This window comes from Streptomyces europaeiscabiei (assembly GCF_036346855.1).
Lineage (GTDB): Bacteria > Actinomycetota > Actinomycetes > Streptomycetales > Streptomycetaceae > Streptomyces > Streptomyces europaeiscabiei.
Window position 1 is genome coordinate 5,244,948 of the sequence record NZ_CP107841.1, and the last position, 20,793, is coordinate 5,265,740.

General features: G+C 66.6%; 17 protein-coding genes. 8 read left to right on the forward strand and 9 right to left on the reverse strand.

What is annotated here, in order from left to right:
• The first annotated feature begins 224 nt into the window (after positions 1 to 224).
• The 7 genes from OG858_RS22980 to trxA all read left to right on the forward strand — a co-directional run bounded on the left by OG858_RS22980 (position 225) and on the right by trxA (position 10,931).
• The gene (locus OG858_RS22980) at positions 225 to 2,636 is read left to right on the forward strand and encodes a DUF6049 family protein (protein WP_328544519.1); all 2,412 of its coding nucleotides are present in this window, start codon (positions 225 to 227) and stop codon (positions 2,634 to 2,636) included.
• Between the two features lie 47 nt (positions 2,637 to 2,683).
• The gene (murJ, locus tag OG858_RS22985; RefSeq protein ID WP_327724468.1) at positions 2,684 to 4,903 is read left to right on the forward strand and encodes a murein biosynthesis integral membrane protein MurJ; all 2,220 of its coding nucleotides are present in this window, start codon (positions 2,684 to 2,686) and stop codon (positions 4,901 to 4,903) included.
• A 118-nt stretch (positions 4,904 to 5,021) separates the two neighbouring features.
• Positions 5,022 to 6,722: a protein kinase family protein gene (locus OG858_RS22990; RefSeq protein ID WP_327724469.1), complete on the forward strand. Its 1,701-nt coding sequence runs from the start codon at positions 5,022 to 5,024 to the stop codon at positions 6,720 to 6,722.
• 1,081 nt (positions 6,723 to 7,803) lie between these two features.
• Positions 7,804 to 8,511, forward strand: coding sequence for an RNA polymerase sigma factor SigM (gene sigM / locus OG858_RS23000; protein ID WP_086748628.1), 708 nt, complete (start codon positions 7,804 to 7,806; stop codon positions 8,509 to 8,511).
• The gene (locus tag OG858_RS23005) at positions 8,508 to 9,413 is read left to right on the forward strand and encodes an anti-sigma factor family protein (protein WP_328544518.1); all 906 of its coding nucleotides are present in this window, start codon (positions 8,508 to 8,510) and stop codon (positions 9,411 to 9,413) included. The genes sigM and OG858_RS23005 overlap by 4 nt, the downstream gene beginning before the upstream one ends.
• 172 nt (positions 9,414 to 9,585) lie before the next feature.
• A complete protein-coding gene (trxB, locus tag OG858_RS23010; protein ID WP_086748626.1) occupies positions 9,586 to 10,557 on the forward strand; it encodes a thioredoxin-disulfide reductase in 972 nt (323 codons plus the stop codon).
• A gap of 41 nt (positions 10,558 to 10,598) precedes the next feature.
• Complete coding sequence (gene trxA / locus OG858_RS23015; RefSeq protein WP_037689654.1) at positions 10,599 to 10,931, forward strand: thioredoxin; 333 nt, start codon at positions 10,599 to 10,601, stop codon at positions 10,929 to 10,931.
• A 52-nt stretch (positions 10,932 to 10,983) separates the two neighbouring features.
• On the opposite strand, the gene OG858_RS23020 is transcribed toward trxA, so the two are convergent.
• The 9 genes from OG858_RS23020 to rpmH all read right to left on the reverse strand — a co-directional run bounded on the left by OG858_RS23020 (position 10,984) and on the right by rpmH (position 17,910).
• Positions 10,984 to 11,601 (reverse strand): GNAT family N-acetyltransferase, encoded by a 618-nt coding sequence (locus OG858_RS23020; RefSeq protein WP_327724472.1) that lies wholly within the window; start codon positions 11,599 to 11,601, stop codon positions 10,984 to 10,986.
• Positions 11,602 to 11,926: 325 nt separating this feature from the next.
• Positions 11,927 to 13,024 carry a ParB/RepB/Spo0J family partition protein gene (locus tag OG858_RS23025; protein ID WP_086748624.1) on the reverse strand — a complete coding sequence of 366 codons (1,098 nt, stop codon included), beginning with the start codon at positions 13,022 to 13,024 and terminating at the stop codon, positions 11,927 to 11,929.
• A complete protein-coding gene (locus OG858_RS23030) occupies positions 13,021 to 14,094 on the reverse strand; it encodes a ParA family protein (protein ID WP_086748641.1) in 1,074 nt (357 codons plus the stop codon). Before OG858_RS23030 ends, OG858_RS23025 begins: the two co-directional genes overlap by 4 nt.
• A 288-nt stretch (positions 14,095 to 14,382) precedes the next feature.
• Entirely contained in the window at positions 14,383 to 15,099 is a 717-nt protein-coding gene (gene rsmG, locus OG858_RS23035; protein WP_086748623.1) for a 16S rRNA (guanine(527)-N(7))-methyltransferase RsmG, read from the reverse strand.
• A gap of 115 nt (positions 15,100 to 15,214) precedes the next feature.
• Positions 15,215 to 15,727, reverse strand: coding sequence for a Jag family protein (locus OG858_RS23040; protein WP_037689663.1), 513 nt, complete (start codon positions 15,725 to 15,727; stop codon positions 15,215 to 15,217).
• A 15-nt stretch (positions 15,728 to 15,742) separates the two neighbouring features.
• A complete protein-coding gene (gene yidC / locus OG858_RS23045; RefSeq protein WP_086747271.1) occupies positions 15,743 to 17,026 on the reverse strand; it encodes a membrane protein insertase YidC in 1,284 nt (427 codons plus the stop codon).
• Between the two features lie 3 nt (positions 17,027 to 17,029).
• On the reverse strand, positions 17,030 to 17,383 hold the full coding sequence (gene yidD, locus OG858_RS23050; RefSeq protein ID WP_086747270.1) for a membrane protein insertion efficiency factor YidD: 354 nt from the start codon (positions 17,381 to 17,383) through the stop codon (positions 17,030 to 17,032).
• Complete coding sequence (gene rnpA, locus OG858_RS23055) at positions 17,380 to 17,751, reverse strand: ribonuclease P protein component (protein WP_078935269.1); 372 nt, start codon at positions 17,749 to 17,751, stop codon at positions 17,380 to 17,382. The genes yidD and rnpA overlap by 4 nt, the downstream gene beginning before the upstream one ends.
• A gap of 21 nt (positions 17,752 to 17,772) precedes the next feature.
• Complete coding sequence (rpmH, locus tag OG858_RS23060; protein WP_060891143.1) at positions 17,773 to 17,910, reverse strand: 50S ribosomal protein L34; 138 nt, start codon at positions 17,908 to 17,910, stop codon at positions 17,773 to 17,775.
• A 417-nt stretch (positions 17,911 to 18,327) separates the two neighbouring features.
• Between rpmH and dnaA the strand changes: the two genes are divergently transcribed.
• Positions 18,328 to 20,337 carry a chromosomal replication initiator protein DnaA gene (gene dnaA / locus OG858_RS23065; protein ID WP_086747269.1) on the forward strand — a complete coding sequence of 670 codons (2,010 nt, stop codon included), beginning with the start codon at positions 18,328 to 18,330 and terminating at the stop codon, positions 20,335 to 20,337.
• The last annotated feature ends 456 nt before the right edge of the window (positions 20,338 to 20,793 follow it).

The window sequence follows — 20,793 nt, forward strand, 5'->3', positions numbered from 1 at the left end:
GGTACGGGGCGCCGGTGGCAGCGGTCGCCTCCATTGAAAGTGCACAAGGGCTTCGCGCAGGTGCTCCCCTCCCCGACCCCCTTGATACGTGCACATACGGGGACAGCTCGACCTAGCCCCCGATCTTGTGGAGCGGACCGCGGCACTTCCCCTCAGCGCGCATCGTTACCATGCGTGGACGCACATTCCGACGACCACTGACACGACGAGGGACGGGCGAGCGCGTGGCCGAGGCGGCAGACTTCCAGGGGACGAGTCCCTCACCTGCCCGCCGGTGGCTGCTGCGCACCGGAGCGCTGTTCGCCGGGGCACCGCTGCTGGCCGGTCTGGTTCAGCTGCCCGCGGCCCTGTCCGCGGAGGCGGCGCCGAAAGCCTCCCTGACCGAGGCCACGGGGTCGAACACGGTCGAGGTCTCCCTGGACTCGCTCAGCCCCAGCCTGCCCACCGACGGCGACACGGTCACCGTCTCCGGCACGGTCACGAACAAGGGCAAGCAGACGGTCACGGATGCCCACGTGGGCCTGCGTGTGGCCTCAGGGGCCGTGACGGGCCGCTCGGCCATCGACGACGCGGCCAAACGTACCGGCTTCGACCAGTTCACGGACGGGACGGAGGTCGGCGGGAAGTACGTGGAGAAGTTTCCCGAGCTCGCCTCCGGTGTGGCCCAGCCCTTCACCATCTCGGTGCCCGTCAAGGAGCTGGATCTCGGCTCGGACGGTGTCTATCAGCTGGGTGTCTCGCTGTCGGGCAAGACCGCCGCCGCTCAGTACGACCAGGTCCTCGGCATCCAGCGCACCTTCCTGCCGTGGCAGCCCGACGCTGCGGGTGCCAAGACGAAGACGACGTACCTCTGGCCGCTGATCTCCACCACCCACCTGACGGCCGAGACCGGTCCCGGCGAGCAACAGACGCCTGTCTTCCTGAACGACGACCTGGCCAAGGAGATCTCGGCCGGCGGGCGCCTGGAGCAGATGCTGACGCTGGGCAAGGACCTGGACATCACCTGGGTGATCGATCCGGATCTGCTGGCATCGGTGGTCGCGATGACGGGGAGCTACCGGGTCCGGAGCGAAGGAACCACCGTCGCGGGCAAGAACCAGGCCGTCGCCAAGGAGTGGCTGACGGAGCTCGAGACGGCGGTCCAGGGCGAGGAGGTGATCGCTCTCCCCTTCGCCGACCCCGACCTCGCTTCGTTGGCCCACAACGGAAAGACGATCACGGGCTCCCTCAGCCGACTCAAGGGCGCCACCGATGTGGCCTCGGACACCGTCCGGAACATCCTCCGGGTGGAACCCGACACGGACTTCACCTGGCCCGTCAACGGCGCCGTCGACCCGTCGATCGTCAAGGTCGCCATCTCCGCGGGCGCCGACAAGGTGATCGCCCGCAGCGACAGCCTGCAGGAGAGCAGCAGCCTGTCCTACACGCCCAACGCCGCCCGCCCCATCGGCGGCGGCACCACGGCAGTGGTCGCGGACGCCCGGCTGTCGACTGCGTTCCAGGGCGACATGACGAAGGCCGAGAGCTCCACGCTGGCGGTGCAGAGGTTCCTCGCCCAGAGCCTGGTGACGGACCTCCAGAACAACAAGCAGCGCAGCATCGTGATCGCCCCGCAGCGCATGCCGTCGGCGAGCCAGGCGCAGACGATGGCGCAGGCACTGACGGCGCTCCAGGGGGGAAACTGGTCGCAACCCCAGGAACTGTCCGAGGCCGCCGCCGCGAAGCCCGACCCGGACGCCAACACCAGGATCCCGTCAGCCTCGGCCTACCCCAAGTCGCTGCGGAAGCAGGCACTGCCGAAGTCGGCGTTCGAGGAGATCCACGCCACCCAGGCCGACCTCGACCGCTTCAAGGTGATCCTCTCCGACGAATCCCGCGTGGTCACGCCGTTCGGCAGGACCATGGACCGAGAGATGTCCACGTCCTGGCGGGGCCACTCCATGAACGCGGCGGTCTATCGCAACGACGTGCAGTCGTACCTCAACTCGCTCACCGACCAGGTCCGGCTGATCGAGAAGTCCGAGACGAAACTCTCGGGCCGCAGCGCAACGATCCCTGTGACCGTGCAGAACAACCTCGTGCAGGGTGTCGACAATCTGACACTTCGCCTCACGTCGAAGGCCCCGAAGCGCCTGAAGATCGGTGACGATGACTTCGACGAGCACTCCGTCGACATCTCCGGCGGTCACAGCGAATCGGTGAAGTTCACCACCAACGCCAAGGCCAACGGCAAGGCCGATGTCGTCGCCCAGCTCTACACGGCGGACGGCGAGAAGTATGGTGACGAGGTCAGATTCACCGTGAACGTCACCGAGATCACGGCCACGGTCATGCTGGTCATCGCCGGTGGCGTCCTGCTCCTCGTCCTCGCAGGATTCCGGATGTACACCCAGCGCAAGCGCGCCGCTGCCCGGCAGGCGGCGGAAGAAGCCTCCATGGACGACGACGACCCGTCGGAAAGCGTCCCGACGGACGAGGACGCGAACGCCGAAGCGGCCTCTGTCGTACACACTGCCGAAGAGCAGTCCCCGGCGAAGTCCGGGTCAGATGAGCCGGAGCACCCGAGTGACCCGGCACCGGACACCGCTCCGGAAAGTGCCGACCCCTCCGGCACGGGTGAGAGAGTGGACCGTTGAGCGACTGTCGTGGCCGGTTGGCCCGGGGACGATGAGGTGGGGTAACCATGAACGCGCCGTACGACGGTGACCGCGGCCAGGGCGCGGCCGACTCGGGGTATCCCGACGGCCGCCAGCCCGGGCCGGGCCAGGTACCGCCGCAGCCCCCCGCGGACATGTACCTCCAGGATGCCTACGGCCAGGACCCCTACCGCGCGCGCGATCTGGCCGCCCAGGACCCGGTGGCCGAGGCGCTCTACGACCGTGCCGCGCACCCGCCGCCCGCTCCGGGCACCTACCAGCCGCAGCAGCCGCCGCTCTACTCCCAGCCGTCGGCGCCTCAGTACGCGCCCGACCCCCGTGTGTGGGCCCAGACGCCCGCGCCCGAGCCCGAAGGGCCGACCCGCCATCTGCCGTACGGCGACGACGCGCGTACGACCCAGTTCGTGGGCGTGGACGACCTGGTGACCCAGGCCGGCGAGGAGCGCCACGAGCCGGACGCGTTCGCCCATCTCTTCCGCGACCAGCAGCAGGGCGGCGCCCCCATGGGGCAGCCCTCGGTTCCCGGACCGGCCCCCGCCCCGTCGCCCGGTCCGGGCCGCCCTGAGTACCAGGAGCCCGCCCCCGCTCCGACACCCGCGCCTCCGGCGAAGAAGGGCGGGCGGGCCTCCGGCCTGCTGAAGTCGAGCGCCGTGATGGCGGCGGGCACCATGGTGTCGCGCCTCACGGGGTTCATCCGCTCGGCGATGATCGTCTCGGCGCTGGGCCTCGCACTTCTCGGTGAGTCCTTCCAGGTCGCCTACCAACTACCGACGATGATCTACATCCTGACCGTCGGCGGTGGTCTCAACTCCGTCTTCGTGCCGCAGCTCGTCCGTGCCATGAAGGACGACGACGACGGCGGAGAGGCGTACGCCAACAGGCTGCTGACCCTGGTCATGGTGATCCTGGGCCTCCTCACCGCGCTCGCGATGTTCGCCGCACCCCTGCTCGTCCGCGCGCTGTCGACGCCCCTCGCCACCAACGCCGAGGCCAACGACGTCGCCGTCACCTTCACCCGTTACTTCCTGCCCTCGATCTTCTTCATGGGCATCCACGTGGTGATGGGGCAGATCCTCAACGCCCGCGGCCGCTTCGGCGCGATGATGTGGACGCCGGTCCTCAACAACATCGTCATCATCGTCACCCTCGGCGCCTTCCTGTGGGTCTACGGCAGCGCGGCAGACTCCGGCATGACGGTCGAGAACATCCCGCCGGAGGGCGAGCAGCTGCTCGGCATCGGCATCCTCCTGGGCCTCGTGGTCCAGGCCCTCGCGATGATCCCGTACCTGCGGGAGACCGGGTTCCGGATGCGGCTGCGCTTCGACTGGAAGGGCCACGGCCTCGGCAAAGCCGCGATGCTCGCCAAGTGGACGATCCTTTTCGTGCTCGCCAACCAGGCGGGCGCCCTCGTCGTCACACAGCTGGCGACCGCGGCGGTCACGGAGACCAGGATCGCCGGAACCGGTTTCAGCGCCTACGCCAACGCCCAGCTCATCTGGGGCCTGCCGCAGGCCATCATCACCGTCTCGCTCATGGCCGCCCTCCTGCCGCGTATCTCCCGCTCGGCCGCCGAGGACGACACGGGCGCCGTCCGTGACGACATCTCACAGGGCCTGCGCACCACGGCCGTTGCCATCGTGCCGATCGCCTTCGGCTTCCTCGCCCTCGGCATCCCGATGTGTACGCTGATCTTCGGCCCCTCCGGCACCGGCGCCGCCACCAACATGGGCTTCATGCTGATGGCCTTCGGGCTCGGTCTGATCCCGTACTCCGTGCAGTACGTCGTCCTGCGCGCCTTCTACGCGTACGAGGACACCCGGACCCCGTTCTACAACACGGTCATCGTGGCCGCCGTCAACGCGAGCGCCTCCGCGGTCTGCTTCTTCGTGATCCCGGCCCGCTGGGCCGTGGTCGGCATGGCGGCCTCGTACGGCCTGGCCTACATGATCGGTGTCGGCATCGCCTGGCGCCGACTCAAGAAGCGGCTGGGAGGCGACCTGGACGGTTCCAGGGTCATGCGGACGTACGCGCGGCTGTCCATCGCCTCGCTGCCCGCGGCGCTGCTCAGCGGCGCCGCCTGCTACGGCATCAGCCGGGCCCTGGGACAGGGCGTCGGCGGCTCGATGCTCGCACTCGTCGGGGGAGGAATCGTGCTGCTCGGTGTCTTCTACGTAGCCGCGCGACGCATGCGCATCGAAGAGCTCAACTCGATGGTCGGCATGGTTCGCGGACGGCTGGGGCGCTGAGGCTGGGGTACGCGCACAACCATCGTCCGCCGCCGCGTGTCGCTCATAGCGGCGGACTGTGGGCACAATTGGCTTTGGCGTCTCGGAGCGCTCAACGGATGGGGAGGCAGGAACGACGGTGGCGGAACGGAGCACGGCTGCCGTCGACGTGGCAGACAACAGCGGCGACGAGCCGCTGACCGCACAAGCGGACCAGTCCACGGCCGACGGGGAGGCCCAGAACCGGGAGCGGGACACGGAAAGCTCGGCGAGCGAAGAGGCACAAGGGAGCAGCGGTACCGAGGGCCCTTCGAAGACGACACCGCCCGAACTGCACAGCGGCCACAAACTCGCCAGGCGCTACCGCCTCGAGGAGTGCGTCACCCGTCTGGACGGTTTCAGCAGTTGGCGTGCCGTGGACGAGAAACTGCGGCGCGCGGTCGGGGTGCATGTGCTGCCCGCAGACCACGCCCGCGGTCGTTCCGTGCTGGCGGCGGCCCGCTCCTCGGCGTTGCTGGGGGACCCCCGCTTCGTCCAGGTGCTGGACGCAGTCGAGGAGAACGACCTCGTGTACGTGGTGCACGAATGGCTGCCCGACGCCACGGAGCTGACGGCGCTGCTGGCGCACGGTCCGCTGGAACCTCATGACGCGTACCAGATGGTCACGCAGGTCTCCCACGCCATGGCCGCCGCGCACCGCGAAGGCCTCTCGCATCTGCGGCTCAACCCGAGCGCCGTGCTGCGTTCCGGTTCCGGGCAGTGGCGTATCCGCGGTCTCGCCGTGAACGCCGCGCTGCGCGGCATCGCCTCGGACACCCCGCAGCGCACGGACACAGAGGCGATCGGCGCCCTGCTGTACGCGGCGCTCACCCAGCGCTGGCCGTACGAGAACGACGCACACGGCCTCTCCGGGCTCCCCAAGGGCGTCGGGCTCATCGCGCCCGACCAGGTCCGTGCGGGCGTCCACAGGGGGCTGTCGGAGCTCTCCATGCGCGCGCTCGTCAACGACGGTGCCACCGCCTCCCGCCACCAGTCTCCGTGCACGACGCCGGAGGAACTGGTGAAGGCTGTCGGTGAGATGCCCCGCATCCGCCCGCCGGAGCCCACGTTCACCGCGCCGCCCGACTACCAGCGCACGACGTACCAGCAGGGGACATACGGCCGTCAGACGCCCCGCCCCGGCGCTACCCAGCCGATCTCGATGCCCCCGCCCCCCTTGCAGAGCCGTACCGGCAAGGCCCTCAAGTGGGCCGTGTCGGCACTTCTCATCGCCGCTCTGGGGCTCGGCAGCTGGCAGCTCGCGGACGCGCTGATAGGCGAAGGCAAGAGCGACGATGAGAAGCCGGCGCAGACCCCCTCAAGCAGCGACAAAGCCCCATCACCGTCCACCACGGGCAAGTCAATCACCATCGCCCGCGCGTTCGATTTCGACCCATTCGGCAATGACGGTTCCGAGAACTCGTCCGACGTCGGAAAGCTCTCCGACAGCAGCATGAGCACGTACTGGGAGACCAGCTTCTACACCAGTGCGGATTTCGGGCGGCTCAAGAGTGGGGTCGGGGTCGTTCTCGATCTTGGAAAAGTGCAGCAGGTCGGAAAGGTACGTGTCTCCTTCGTGGGGAGCACATCTGTCGAACTGCGCGCGGCTACGGGCAGTGCCACACAGCCCGGCTCCTTCGACGACTACAGCAAAGTTACGGACGGCACCGGCGCAAGTGTGACACTTGAACCGAAAGAGTCCGTGAAGGCCCGATACCTGTTGGTTTGGCTGACTAAACTCCCCTTGACGGCCGACGGGAATTACCGTGGAAAGGTACTGGACGTGAAGGTGACCAGCTGACTTCCGTTTCAGGGAAGCCAGTCGGCAAAAACACTGCGTTGCCGAATCCGTGCAGCAGATTCGGCTCTAGACCTCATGCCGGAATCATCCGCTCACTACGTTGCTGCCACCATGAGTCAAAGCGCCGTGCAAGGCTGCGGCCTTCCTTCAAACATCCGCGGCACAGATCTGCTCCGGTCTACCCGGGACGGTGTTGGTGACCCAGCACATTTGGGCGCCGGCGGCGGACGCAATCTATCCGAGGTGCTCCAGCTCGGTGCGGCCTTGGAGATCCCGGCGTCCCCGCCGATGGCCTTGACCAGGTCGTCCACGCCACGAGTGGAGACGCTTTGCACGTCCGCCTCCCTCGGTACCCGTTGCGCATCCTCGTGCGTGTCTCGGTGTGCTCGCCGAGTTCGGCGACTATCCGGGCAGTAGCTTCGGCCTTGATGAGATCCTGCAGGGTCCGATGGGCCAGGACCCTGATCAACTCAATTACGTCTGCGGTGTGCAGTGACTCCATCAGGCGGACCCGAAGAGGTTGCGCGAGGCCGCCCCGTGGCCAGGGGCTATGCAGAGATCGCTGCTACACCACTCGGTGGGACATTCGGTGGAGCCCGTCCCACACCTCATCAAAGGCAGTCCACGGTGACGCCCGCATTCCGAATCGAGCCCTCAGCTCGGCTTCTGTCCCGGACACGGCAAACAGGATCGGTTCACCCTCATTGGATTGCTGCTATTAAGCAGTTCGACAGAAAGGAGCCTGCACCGAAGGCGCAGCGGCCAACATCGCAACAGCCGTTGCACCCAACGTCACCATTGCAACACTCTTGCGCATGTATACTCATTTCAATTACGCATGCCATCGGTAGGTCAAATCGATATGGCCATCATAGCGATCACACAGATCTTTTCGTAAAATTCTATCTAAATCGTGACGTGGTGCCACCAATGCCCCTGAAATAAGGAAACCTCGCAACCAATCGGACTATTCACGATTTCCACCCATACGTCCTGACCTAGTCCTACTCTTTCTGTATGCGGCTTAAATCTTTACACTGTGCACTTCTTCGGTGAAACTGGGAAGGAGGGGCAGAAACGGATGCAAGATGATTGCCAAGGAGTCTCTGATCAAGCACTCCTCGCAAGGCACCTTGAGGGTGACCCGGAAGCCTTCGGTGAGCTTGTACGCCGGCACCGGGACCGCCTGTGGGCCGTGGCTCTGCGCACCCTGGGGGACCGCGAGGAAGCGGCCGACGCAGTCCAGGACGCCCTCGTCTCCGCCTACCGGGCTGCCCACACCTTCCGCGGCCAATCGGCCGTCACAACATGGCTGCACCGCATCACGGTGAACGCCTGTCTCGACCGCGCCCGCAAGGCCGCGTCCCGGAAGACCTCGCCTGTCGATGACACCGAGCGCCTGGAGCAGCTCTTGGAGCCGTACGAGGCGGCGTCCGCTCCGGTGGAGCGCAACGACCTGCACCGCCAGCTCCTGGAGGCGCTCGGCACCCTACCCGCCGACCAGCGTGCCGCGCTCGTCCTGGTGGACATGCAGGGCTATCCGGTGGCGGAGGCGGCCAGGATCCTCGACGTGCCCACCGGCACCGTGAAAAGCCGGTGTGCCCGTGGCAGAGCCAGGCTTCTGCCTCTCGTCACCCATCTCCGTACGGAGGGCGGTGGCAGGGACGGCAAGAAGTCGGCAGGGAAAAGGAACCGGACGCAGGAGACATCCGTCCCACCCGCAGCAGGACCACATGATGCAGGACCAAGCGATTCAGCTGCTGTGAGGGGCGGAGGTGGCCGAGCGTGACATCCACGACCGACACGGCCGAGCACCCGGAGGTCACGGAGCTCTCCGACCTCATCGAGGGTCTGCTCCCGCCTTCCCGTACCGCGGACGTGCTACAGCACCTGGACGAGTGCCCGCTCTGCGCTGACGTGTACGCCTCCTTGGAAGAGATCGGCGGTTTGTTGGGCACCCTGCCGGGCCCTCCCCTTATGCCCAATGACGTGGCGGGGCGGATCGATGCCGCCCTGGCTGCCGAGGCTCTGCTGAACGCCACAGCATCCGAACGCGATACCGCCGATGAGTCTGCCGCTGCCAACGTCTCCCGCGCGACGGCAAGCGAGGACGGCGTGCATGTTTCACGTGAAACATGCACGCCGGTGGATCGCCCTGCCGGTCATCCACGCGCGTCCATCGGCCCAGGCCGCACGATCCAGAAGCGCCGAAACCGACGTGTGACGGTCATCGGGACCGCCTTCGCGATCGCAGCCCTGGGCCTCGGTACCGTCCTTGTCCAGTCGATCGGTGAGAGCAACGGTCCCACGAGCACAGCTCCGACACCGACCTCCGTCACCTTCTCCGGCGTCAAGCTGGAGGAACGGGTCAATGACCTCCTGGACGAGACCGAGAAGCAGAGCTCCCCCGAGAAGGATTCCTTCGGGACTGCCGCGACCCCGGACAAGAGTAGGAACACAGTCTTCAGGGCCGACGTGCCCATCTGTATCGCGAAAGGCATTGGCGACACCACGGGCGCTATCGCGTCCGAACGGGGCACCTTTCGAGGAGCGGACGCCTATCTCGTGCTGCTGCCCGACCGTTCCGACGACTCACGCGTCACCGCTTATGTCGTCGACGCCTCCTGCTTGGACAAGGCTTCGGAGCCGGCCGGCGACATTTTCGTGAAGCAGTCCTACGCCCGCCCCTGAGGGCTGTCGCTCGCGTGCACCATCCCTGGCATCCCTGCGCGGTGCCTTGTCTCCGTGTGCCCGGACACACCGGGAATGCGCGCCCCTTAGGATCCGTTGGGTGGGGTGAGAGTTCCGAGAGCAGCTCCCACCGGCAGTACACCAGCAGTCTCCAGAGACGAGGAATCAAGCCGTGAGCGACGTCCGAAACGTGATCATCATCGGCTCCGGGCCCGCCGGCTACACGGCGGCGCTCTACACCGCGCGCGCGTCGCTGAAGCCGCTGGTGTTCGAGGGCGCCGTCACCGCAGGCGGCGCGCTGATGAACACCACCGAGGTGGAGAACTTCCCCGGCTTCCGGGAGGGCATCATGGGCCCCGATCTCATGGACAACATGCGGGCGCAGGCCGAACGCTTCGGTGCCGAGCTCATCCCGGACGACATCGTCGCCGTCGACCTGAGCGGCGAGATCAAGACCGTCACGGACACCGCAGGCACGGTGCACCGCGCCAAGGCCGTCATCGTCACCACGGGCTCCCAGCATCGCAAGCTCGGGCTGCCCAACGAGGATGCTCTCTCCGGCCGCGGTGTTTCCTGGTGTGCCACCTGTGACGGGTTCTTCTTCAAGGACCAGGACATCGCCGTGATCGGCGGCGGGGACACGGCGATGGAGGAGGCCACCTTCCTCTCGCGGTTCGCCAAGTCCGTGACCATCGTCCACCGCCGGGACACGCTGCGTGCTTCCAAGGCGATGCAGGAGCGCGCGTTCGCCGACCCGAAGATTTCCTTCGTGTGGGACAGTGAGGTCGCCGAGATCCAGGGCGACCAGAAGCTCGCCGGACTGAAGCTGCGCAACCTCAAGACGGGCGAGACCTCCGAGCTGCCGGCGACGGGTCTCTTCATCGCGATCGGCCACGACCCTCGCACGGAACTCTTCAAGGGCCAGCTCGACCTGGACGACGAGGGCTACCTGAAGGTGGTCTCCCCGTCGACCCGGACGAACCTGACCGGTGTCTTCGGCGCCGGTGACGTCGTCGACCACACGTACCGCCAGGCGATCACCGCGGCCGGCACCGGCTGCTCCGCCGCCCTCGACGCCGAGCGCTACCTCGCCGCCCTCGCCGACGGCGACCAGGTCGCCGAGCCCGAGAAGACCGCCGTCTGACCCCCGTCCGCCTCACCGCACCAACCAGTTAGGAGCCCTCAGTGGCCGGCACTCTGAAGAACGTGACCGACGACTCCTTCGAGCAGGACGTCCTCAAGAACGACAAGCCCGTCCTGGTGGACTTCTGGGCCGCCTGGTGCGGTCCGTGCCGCCAGATCGCGCCGTCCCTCGAAGCGATCGCCAACGAGTACGGCGACAAGATCGAGATCGTCAAGCTCAACATCGACGAGAACCCGGCCACCGCTGCCAAGTACGGCGTCATGTCCATCCCGACACTGAACGTCTACCAGGGTGGCGAGGTCGCCAAGACCATCGTCGGTGCCAAGCCCAAGGCAGCGATCGTGCGTGACCTCGAGGACTTCATCGCCGAGTGATGTTTCACGTGAAACACGAAGGGGCCAACCCAAGCGGGTTGGCCCCTTCGCTTTAGAGCGGTCGCAACGCCGGCTCCTTCTGCACAGCTCCCAGAAGCCGGTCCAACGCCAGCTCGACGTCCTCCTTCCAGGAAAGCGTCGTCCGCAGCTCCAACCGCAGCCGGGGATAAGCGGGATGGGGGCGGACTGTCTTGAAGCCCACGGCCGTCAGATGGTCGGCGGGGAGAACACACGCCGGATCCCTCCAACGAGCGTCCCCGAAAGCCTCGATCGCCTTGAAGCCCCTCCGCAACAGATCCTTGGCAACCGTCTGGACCATCACACGGCCGAGCCCCTGGCCTTGGTAGCCCTGCACGATGAAGGCGGTCATCAACTGAACCGCGTCGGGAGACACCGGACTCGTGGGGAACGCCATAGCGCGGGGAACATAGGCCGGAGGCGCGTACAGCACGAAGCCCACCGGTACCTCGTCCACGTAGGCAACCCGGCCGCAGGACCCCCAGTCCAGCAGGACGGCGGAGATCCACGCCTCCTTCTCCAGAGCTGGAGTACCTGCTTTCAGCGCGGCCTCGCCGCTGACTGGGTCCAACTCCCAGAAGACACACGATCGGCAGCGCTTGGGAAGGTCCTGAAGGTTGTCCAGCGTGAGCGGTACGAGCCGACGCCCCATGAAGGCTGTTCCTCGCTTCCTTCGCCCGCGGCGTCGCGAGCGGCTGTCAGAGCGCTCCGCTCCCTGATCAGACTGCCGATGAATCCGCCGACCGCACCCAGTCCCAGGCCTGCGGTCAACAGTCCGGAACGGCTCACGGTTCGCATGGGCCCCGCCTCTCCAAAGAAGACCCGCCAGGTCGATGCGCCATACCCGAACGCATCGTATCCACGATGCGATTGCCTAGATACCGCCTCGAAGCAAAGAGCGGGCTGTGACCGGTATACATCGGTCACAGCCCGCTCAGGCGGTCGACGGGCCGAAGACCGTCCTTCCATTCGACCGCTCAGGCCTCCGTGTCCTCCGAGTCGTCGTCCAGAAGGCTCTTCTGGAGAGCGAGCTTCTCGCCCGGAGCGAGCGTGCTCAGAATCCGCTCAAGATCCTCCGTGGACGCGAACTCCACAGTGATCTTGCCCTTCTTCTGGCCCAGATCAATCTTCACCCGCGTCTCGAAGCGATCCGAGAGACGGGTCGCGAGTTCGCCCAGCGCTGGGGAAGGCACGGAGCCGGCGCGAGGGCCCCTGGACCGTGCAGCAGTCTGCGTATGCGATCCCATGAGGGTGACGATCTCTTCGACAGCTCGGACCGAGAGCCCCTCGGCCACGATCCGGTGAGCCAGCTTGTCCTGCTCCTCGGAGTCCTCGACAGAGAGCAGCGCCCGAGCGTGCCCGGCTGAGAGAACACCGGCGGCCACACGACGCTGGACCGCCACCGAGAGCTTCAGCAGGCGCAGCGTGTTGGAGACCTGCGGGCGGGATCGGCCAATACGGTCCGCCAGCTGGTCGTGCGTGCAGTTGAAGTCCTTGAGCAACTGATCATAGGCAAACGCCTCTTCCAGCGGGTTCAGCTGGGCACGGTGCAAGTTCTCCAGGAGCGCGTCCAGAAGAAGCTTCTCGTCGTCCGTGGCCCGGACGATCGCCGGAATTGCCTCCAGACCGGCCTCACGGCAGGCTCGCCAGCGCCGCTCACCCATGATGAGCTCGTAGCGGGCCGGACCCACCTGCCGTACGACGATGGGCTGGAGAAGACCGACCTCCTTGATGGAGGTGACGAGTTCCTGAAGAAGGTCATCGTCGAACACCTCACGCGGCTGGCGTGGGTTCCGGGAGATGGAGTCGAGAGGCAGCTCGGCGAAGTAGGCACCGACAGGTGCTGCGGGTAGTTCCGCCGCGCCATCCGGCGGCAGCTCCTCTGTTTCACGTGAAACAGGCGGGAGAGTGGCCACCTTCGAGGCTCCCAGCCCACGCTCGGGGGCGAAGACAGATGGCACCGCCGGTGGTGTGGGTGCGGTTGCTCCCGCTGCTGGAGATTCCTTCTCTCCTGTCGCAGCCGCTGGGATCAGTGCGGCAAGACCACGGCCCAACCCCCTCCGTCGATCACTCACTGGATCCCCTCCACCACACTCGGATTGTTCTGAGCACCGATATGGGCGTGCGTCGGGTCGTACCCCATACCCACGCCCCTCAGTGCGATTTCTCGTGCCGCCTCAAGGTAGGAGAGGGCACCACTCGATCCTGGATCGTAGGTCAGCACCGTCTGCCCATAGCTCGGCGCCTCGGAGATACGGACCGAGCGAGGAATGCTCGTCCGTAGCACCTCCTCGCCGAAGTGGGTGCGCACCTCGTCGGCGACCTGGGACGCCAGGCGCGTCCGGCCGTCGTACATGGTGAGCAGGATGGTCGACACATGAAGGACGGGGTTGAGGTGCCCACGTACCAGGTCGACATTGCGGAGCAGCTGGCCGAGGCCCTCCAGCGCGTAGTACTCGCACTGGATCGGAATGAGAACTTCCTGGCCTGCGACCATCGCGTTCACCGTCAGCAGGCCGAGCGAGGGCGGGCAGTCGATGAGGATGTAGTCCAGGGGCTGCTCGTACGCCTGAATCGCTCGCTGCAGCCGACTCTCTCGTGCCACCAGGGACACCAGCTCGATCTCGGCACCAGCGAGATCGATCGTGGCGGGCGCGCAGAAGAGACCCTCAACATCAAGAACGGGCTGAACGACTTCCGCCAACGGCTTGCTGTCGATCAACACGTCGTAGATGGACGGCACCTCGGCATGATGGTCGATCCCCAACGCGGTGGACGCGTTGCCCTGGGGGTCAAGATCGATCACCAGGACACGGGCGCCGTGCAGAGCCAGCGAAGCAGCAAGGTTGACCGTCGTCGTGGTCTTGCCGACACCGCCCTTCTGGTTGGCGACCACCATGACTCTGGTCTGCTCGGGCCGAGGCAGACCCTCGCCGGCGCGGCCCAGAGCTTCTACCGCCAGTTGGGCGGCACGACCGATGGGAGTGTCGTCCATCGGAGGCGGTGTTTCACGTGAAACATCCTCCCCCATCGACTCGGTACGGGGACCGGGGACCGGATCGGTCATCGGTCCCGCGATGTTGGCGTCGGACCGCAACGATTCACTCTCCTCGACTTCAGGCTCGCAATGAACAGAGCCTCCCATGCCTTCGGGGTCGTGAACCAGTGAGGCCTGGTCTTCTGTGGAGAATTCCACCTCTGTGGAAAACTCCGTTACCTCTCCGAGTGACCCGAGAGGCTTCCGGTCGCGCGGTTCGGCCGCGGCGCGGCCACGGCTGATAATGCCGTGCAGCAGTGAGCGACGTTTCACGTGAAACACGATGCCCAGCGACACGGACCAAGCTCGCGCGACACTCCGAGATGCATAGGTTTGGAAGCTTGTGTGGAGTACGACTCGTCGTCAGGACGGATCAGCGAACGTCCAGATCAATGTCTAGCGACGTCGACGTGCTCGCCCCGTCCGGGCCGCCTTGGCGCGCTTCGCCGCGAAGCGCACGCCTCCTGGGCTCTCCCCGACCTCCACGCGGACCACGGTGGACAGTGGATCGACCACGCCCTCTCCGACATGGAGGACCGAGGTCTCCACCGCGCCGAGCTTGCTCAGGGCCGAGGCAGCACTCTTCAGCTCCTCCTCCGCGGTGTCGCCCTTGAGCGCCAGCATCTCTCCATATGGCCGCAATAGAGGGATGCCCCACGCGGCCAATCGGTCCAGTGGGGCCACGGCCCGAGCCGTCACCACATGGACGGGCTGCAACGTCCCGAGGACCTCTTCGGCTCGGCCTCGGACGACGGTCACATGGTCCAGGCCCAAAAGCTCGACGACCTCGGCCAGGAAGTTCGTGCGCCGCAGAAGTGGCTCCAGCAGCGTGATCTTCAGGTCCTCCCGGACGAGGGCCAGCGGAATCCCGGGCAGTCCGGCACCGGAGCCGACATCGCACACCGTCACCCCCTCGGGCACGACCTCCGAGAGCACCGCACAGTTCAACAGGTGCCTCTCCCACAGGCGTGGTACCTCCCGCGGGCCGATGAGCCCGCGCTGTACTCCCGCCTCAGCCAGGAGCTCGGCGTACCGGACCGCATCCGCGTAGCGATCACCGAATACGTCACGCGCCTGCTCGGGCGCAGGGGGGAGCTCCGCTGACTCCGTCACGGGGACCGTCCTTCCGTACCGCAAGAGCGCACTCGGCGCTGACACCAGACCAACAGGCTGACAAAGTTCGGCCCCGCCTGCGGGCAGACGGGGCCGGAGAAGCGTACGTACCGAATCAGGCGGGCAGCACGACGACGAAGCGCTGCGGCTCCTCGCCCTCGGATTCACTGCGCAGGCCCGCGGACTTGACCGCGTCGTGCACGACCTTGCGCTCGAAGGGCGTCATCGGCTTCAGCTTCACGGGCTCGCCGGTGCTCTTGGCCTCGGCCGCCGCCTTGGCACCCAGCTCGGAGAGCTCGGCACGCTTCTGGGCACGGTAGCCCGCGATGTCCAGCATCAGACGGCTGCGGTCACCGGTCTCCCGGTGCACGGCCAGGCGCGTGAGCTCCTGGAGCGCCTCGAGCACCTCGCCCTCCCGGCCGACGAGCTTGTTCAGATCGCGGCCGCCGGAGTCGCTGATGATCGAGACAGAGGCACGGTCGGCCTCGACGTCCATGTCGATGTCGCCGTCGAGATCTGCGATGTCCAGCAGACCTTCCAGGTAGTCCGCCGCGATCTCACCCTCCTGCTCCAGGCGGGTCAGGGTGTCGCCACCCTCGGAGGCGGTGGAGGTGGTGCCTTCCGTCACGGGAGGGGCTCCTTCTTACTTCTTGGACGGGGACTTGGGGCGCTGCTGGCCCTTGCGCTGACCGGACTGGGCCTTGCTGCGGCCACCGGTACCGGGCTTGGGCGCGGCCTTCTTGGCAGCAGCCGCCGGCTTGGCGTCCTCCGGCTGGTCGGACTTGATCAGCGAAGTGGGCTCAGTCTGCGGCTCCTCGTCGTCGGTGGTCTTCGCACCACCGGACTGACGCTGGGCCTTGGTCTGGCGCTTGGGCTGCTGACGCTTGGGGGTGCCAGGCATCGACGTACCGTCCTCGGCCGTAAGGACGGTCGAGACCTCGCTCTTGACCACGGTGCCGTCGCCCTGGGCCGCGAGGCCTTCCTTGCCCAGACCGGTGATGAACTTCCGCTCGTACTCGTTGCGGTCGCGGCCCTTGGCGACGATCGCCTTGACGATGGCGCGCTCACGGCGGTTGCGGGTCTTGCCGTGCCGCGTGACGTGCTTGAAGAGGCGCTCCAGGTAAGCGGCCTGGGCCGTGGAACCCGGGGTCGGGTTGTTGTGGATGACGTACATCTGCTGGCCCATGGTCCACACGTTGGTGGTCAGCCAGTAGACGAGGACACCGACCGGGAAGTTGATGCCGAAGACGGCGAACATGACCGGGAAGACGTACAGCAGCATCTTCTGCTGCTGCATGAACGGCGTCTTCACCGTGGTGTCGACGTTCTTCTTCATCAGCTGACGCTGCGTGTAGAACTGCGACGCCGACATCAGGACGATCATGATCGCGGTGACGATGCGGACCGTGACCAGCGAAGCGTCGAGCGCCGCGACGTCCGCGGAACTGTCGGTGAACTTCGCGGCCAGCGGAGCACCGACGATGTGCGCCTTCTGCGCGCTCTGCAGCAGGCTCTCGTTGATGACACCGATGGTGTCGTTGTTCGCGATGCTGTTGAGCACGTGGTACAGCGCGAAGAAGAACGGGGACTGCGCCAGGATGGGAAGGCACGAGGAGAGCGGGTTGGTGCCCGTCTCCTTGTACAGCTTCATCATCTCTTCGGACTGGCGCTGCTTGTCGTTCTTGTAGCGCTCCTGAATCTTCTTCATCTCGGGCTGCAGCGTCTGCATCGCCCGGGTCGCCTTGATCTGCTTCACGAAGAGCGGGATCAGGCAGATACGGATCAGGATCACCAAGGACACGATGGACAGGCCCCAGGCCCACCCGGTGTCAGCGCCGAAGAGGGCGCCGTACACGCTGTGGAACTGGACGATGACCCAGGAGACAGGTGTCGTGATGAAGCTGAAGAGGCTGGCAATCGTGTCCACTAATCATGCTCCTTGGGCATGGGACGGGCTCTCGGCGGCCGGGCTCGAGGGAACGTGCCCCTCGATGGCCGGTTCGGCGGCGGAGGACCCGCCCTTGCGTGCGCGCCACGTGCCACGCACCATCTCGTGCCACCGTGGGCGCTTGCGCGGCGGGACATGGTCCACGCCGCCGAGCGACCACGGATTGCACCGCAGGATGCGCCAGGCAGTGAGTGCCGTTCCCTTGATCGCACCGTGCCGGTCGATGGCCGTGTAGCCGTAGTGGGAGCACGACGGGTAGTACTTGCACACCGGCCCGAGCAGCGGACTGATCGTCCACTGGTACAGCTTGATCAGCGCCAGCAGCGGGTACTTCATCGTGCGCCCCCTCCCAGCAGCCGCCCCAGGGCGGCATCCAGGTCTTGGGCCAGTTGTACGTGGTCGGCGTCACCCGCTCCGGGCAGCGCCCGTACCACTACCAGGCTACCGGGGGGCAACAGGGCGACTCGATCGCGCATCAGATGGCGAAGCCTGCGCTTCACCTTGTTGCGTACGACCGAGCCACCGACGGCCTTGCTCACGACGAAACCCGCACGCGTCGGGGGAGCGCTCTCCCCAGGCGCGTGCGGGTCCGTGGCACCGCTACGTAGGTGAATGACGAGGAGCGGGCGGCCGGCCCGGCGTCCTCGTCGTACCGCGGTCGCGAAGTCCTCGCGCCGCCTCAGCCGATGCTCGGTAGGCAGCACGACGTCATGACCTGATCGGGATCAGGCGGACAGGCTTGAGCGACCCTTGCTGCGGCGGTTCGCGAGAATCGCGCGACCGGCACGGGTACGCATCCGCAGGCGGAAGCCGTGGGTCTTGGCGCGACGACGGTTGTTCGGCTGGAAGGTGCGCTTGCTCACTCGGGGGCTCCAGAAAGAAATCGGTGTTTGCGGGTGCCGTCCTGGCTGTCACCGTGCGCCCACGAGTAGCTCGTATAAACGCCCGAGTGCACCGCTGTCCGATCACCTGACGCGATCTGTGCCCATCGGAGGCAGGCGGCAGCAGCCATCGACAACTCGACCTGTTTACGGTACGCGCGGCTACGCCATCCGGTCAAACCGAGGGTTGCGGGGAGACACTATCCACAGCCTGGGGACAACAACTTGAACCGTACCGGTCGCCGTGACTACCGTGACTGAACTCCGATTCCTTCCCCTTCCTTTGGCTGCTGGGCACCGACCCACCCACCAGCACCTCGTCCCGAGTGCCCCACCCGAGTTCCAAACCAACCTGTCCCACAACCACACGTTCGTGGGACCTGTGAGAGAGCGTGCCCTGTGGCTGACGTACCTGCCGATCTTGCCGCAGTGTGGCCACGCGTATTGGAAAAGCTCCTCGGCGAGGGCCATGGCCAAGGCGTGGAGGTGAAGGACGAGCGCTGGATCAAGCGCTGTCAGCCGCTCGCGCTGGTAGCGGACACGGCTCTCCTCGCCGTCCCGAACGAGTTCGCGAAGGGCGTACTCGAAGGCCGTCTCGCGCCGATCGTCAGTGAGACCCTGAGCAGGGAGTGCGGCCGGCCGATCCGTATCGCGATCACCGTCGACAGCTCCGTCGGCGAGCCCCCGCCCTCGCCGGTCCAGCGCCGCTTCGACGAGCCGGAGCTCCCCTCCGTCCCTGCCCAGAACCGCGACGGCTACGACGGCAGGACCGCGTACGACGGCCAGGGGCGCGATGCGCGCGGTGGGTACGAGAACCAGAACGCGTACGAGAGCCAGAACGGATACGACGGCCAGCCCCGTGATCCCTACGAGGGGTACGGCCGCCACCGGGCCGACGACCGCGGTCCTGGACGCGGCGAACAGCCGGGCGGCGGACCCGGCGACCAGTTGCCGCCCCCCCGCGCGGACCAGCTCCCCACCGGCCGCTCGGACCAGCTTCCGACCGCGCGCCCCGCGTATCCGTCCGAGTACCAGCGGCCCGAGCCGGGCGCCTGGCCGCGGCCGCCGCAGGACGACTACGGCTGGCAGCAGCAGCGGCTCGGTTTCCCGGAACGGGACCCGTACGCTTCGCCGTCGTCTGACTACCGCTCGCAGTCGATGGACCGGCCACCGTACGACCAGCAGCGTTCCGAGTACGACCAGCCCCGCGGCGACTACGACCGGCCGGGTGCCGACTCCGACTATCCACGCCAGAACAGGCGTGGCCTTCCCGAGCAGTCGCCGGGTTCGGGACATGTGCACCGGGGTGGCCCGGCGAGCAGCGCGCCCGGCCCGCTGGCTGCCCAGCCCGCGCCGGCGCCCGGTCCGGGTGAGCCGACGGCACGCCTGAACCCGAAGTACCTCTTCGACACCTTCGTCATCGGCGCCTCGAACCGTTTCGCGCACGCGGCCGCGGTGGCCGTCGCCGAGGCGCCGGCGAAGGCGTACAACCCCCTCTTCATCTACGGGGAGTCCGGCCTCGGCAAGACCCACCTGCTGCACGCGATCGGGCACTACGCGCGCAGTCTCTATCCGGGCACGCGGGTGCGGTACGTGAGCTCGGAGGAGTTCACCAACGAGTTCATCAACTCCATCCGCGACGGCAAGGGCGACAGCTTCCGCAAGCGGTACCGGGAGATGGACATCCTGCTCGTGGACGACATCCAGTTCCTGGCGGACAAGGAGTCGACGCAGGAGGAGTTCTTCCACACCTTCAACACGCTCCACAACGCGAACAAGCAGATCGTGCTCTCCAGCGACCGGCCGCCGAAGCAGCTGGTGACTCTGGAGGACCGGCTGCGGAACCGTTTCGAGTGGGGTCTGATCACCGACGTCCAGCCGCCCGAGCTGGAGACGCGTATCGCGATCCTGCGCAAGAAGGCGGTGCAGGAGCAGCTCAACGCCCCGCCGGAGGTACTGGAGTTCATCGCCTCCCGTATCTCGCGCAACATCCGCGAGCTGGAGGGCGCGCTGATCCGGGTGACGGCGTTCGCCTCGCTCAACCGGCAGCCGGTGGACCTCGGTCTGACCGAGATCGTGCTCAAGGACCTGATCCCGGGCGGCGAGAACGCGTCTCCCGAGATCACCGCCACCGCGATCATGGGCGCGACGGCCGACTACTTCGGGCTCACGGTCGAGGATCTCTGCGGCACCTCGCGCGGCCGCGCTCTGGTGACCGCCCGGCAGATCGCCATGTACCTGTGCCGTGAGCTGACCGACCTGTCGTTGCCCAAGATCGGCGCGCAGTTCGGCAACCGTGACCACACCACCGTCATGCACGCCGACCGCAAGATCCGCGCGCTGATGGCCGAACGGCGCTCCATCTACAACCAGGTGACGGAGCTGACGAACCGCATCAAGAACGGCTGACAGAAGGCCGTCGTACGTCGCTGAGGGCGCCCCGGGACGAGTTCCCGAGGGCGCCTTCGGCGTTCCGGGGAAGCTTCCTCCGTCGCCGGTCAGGCACCAGGTGTTCGAATACCTGCCGCGTTACGGCCTCCCTCCACAGATTCCGGGACTTTTTCCCGTCCACACCCTGGGGACCGGCAAGTTATGCAGATCGTGTCCACAGGGCAGGCTGCTGAGGGATCATCGGGCCAGGTCAGTGCCCTGTGGATTCGTGGACAAAAGATCTCCACAGGCTGTGGACGAAGCGGAGATCCACAGACTGTGGACGGAGTTGTCCACCGACGGCCCACAGGCTGCGGCCTGTTGTCCCCAGTGATCGTCGGCTTCTCCACATGCCTGTCCACTGTTCGGCAAGCCGACGCGCCTCCTCACCGTGTCGAGTGAAAGGCGTCACACGAAGTTGCCTGGTTGGGCTGT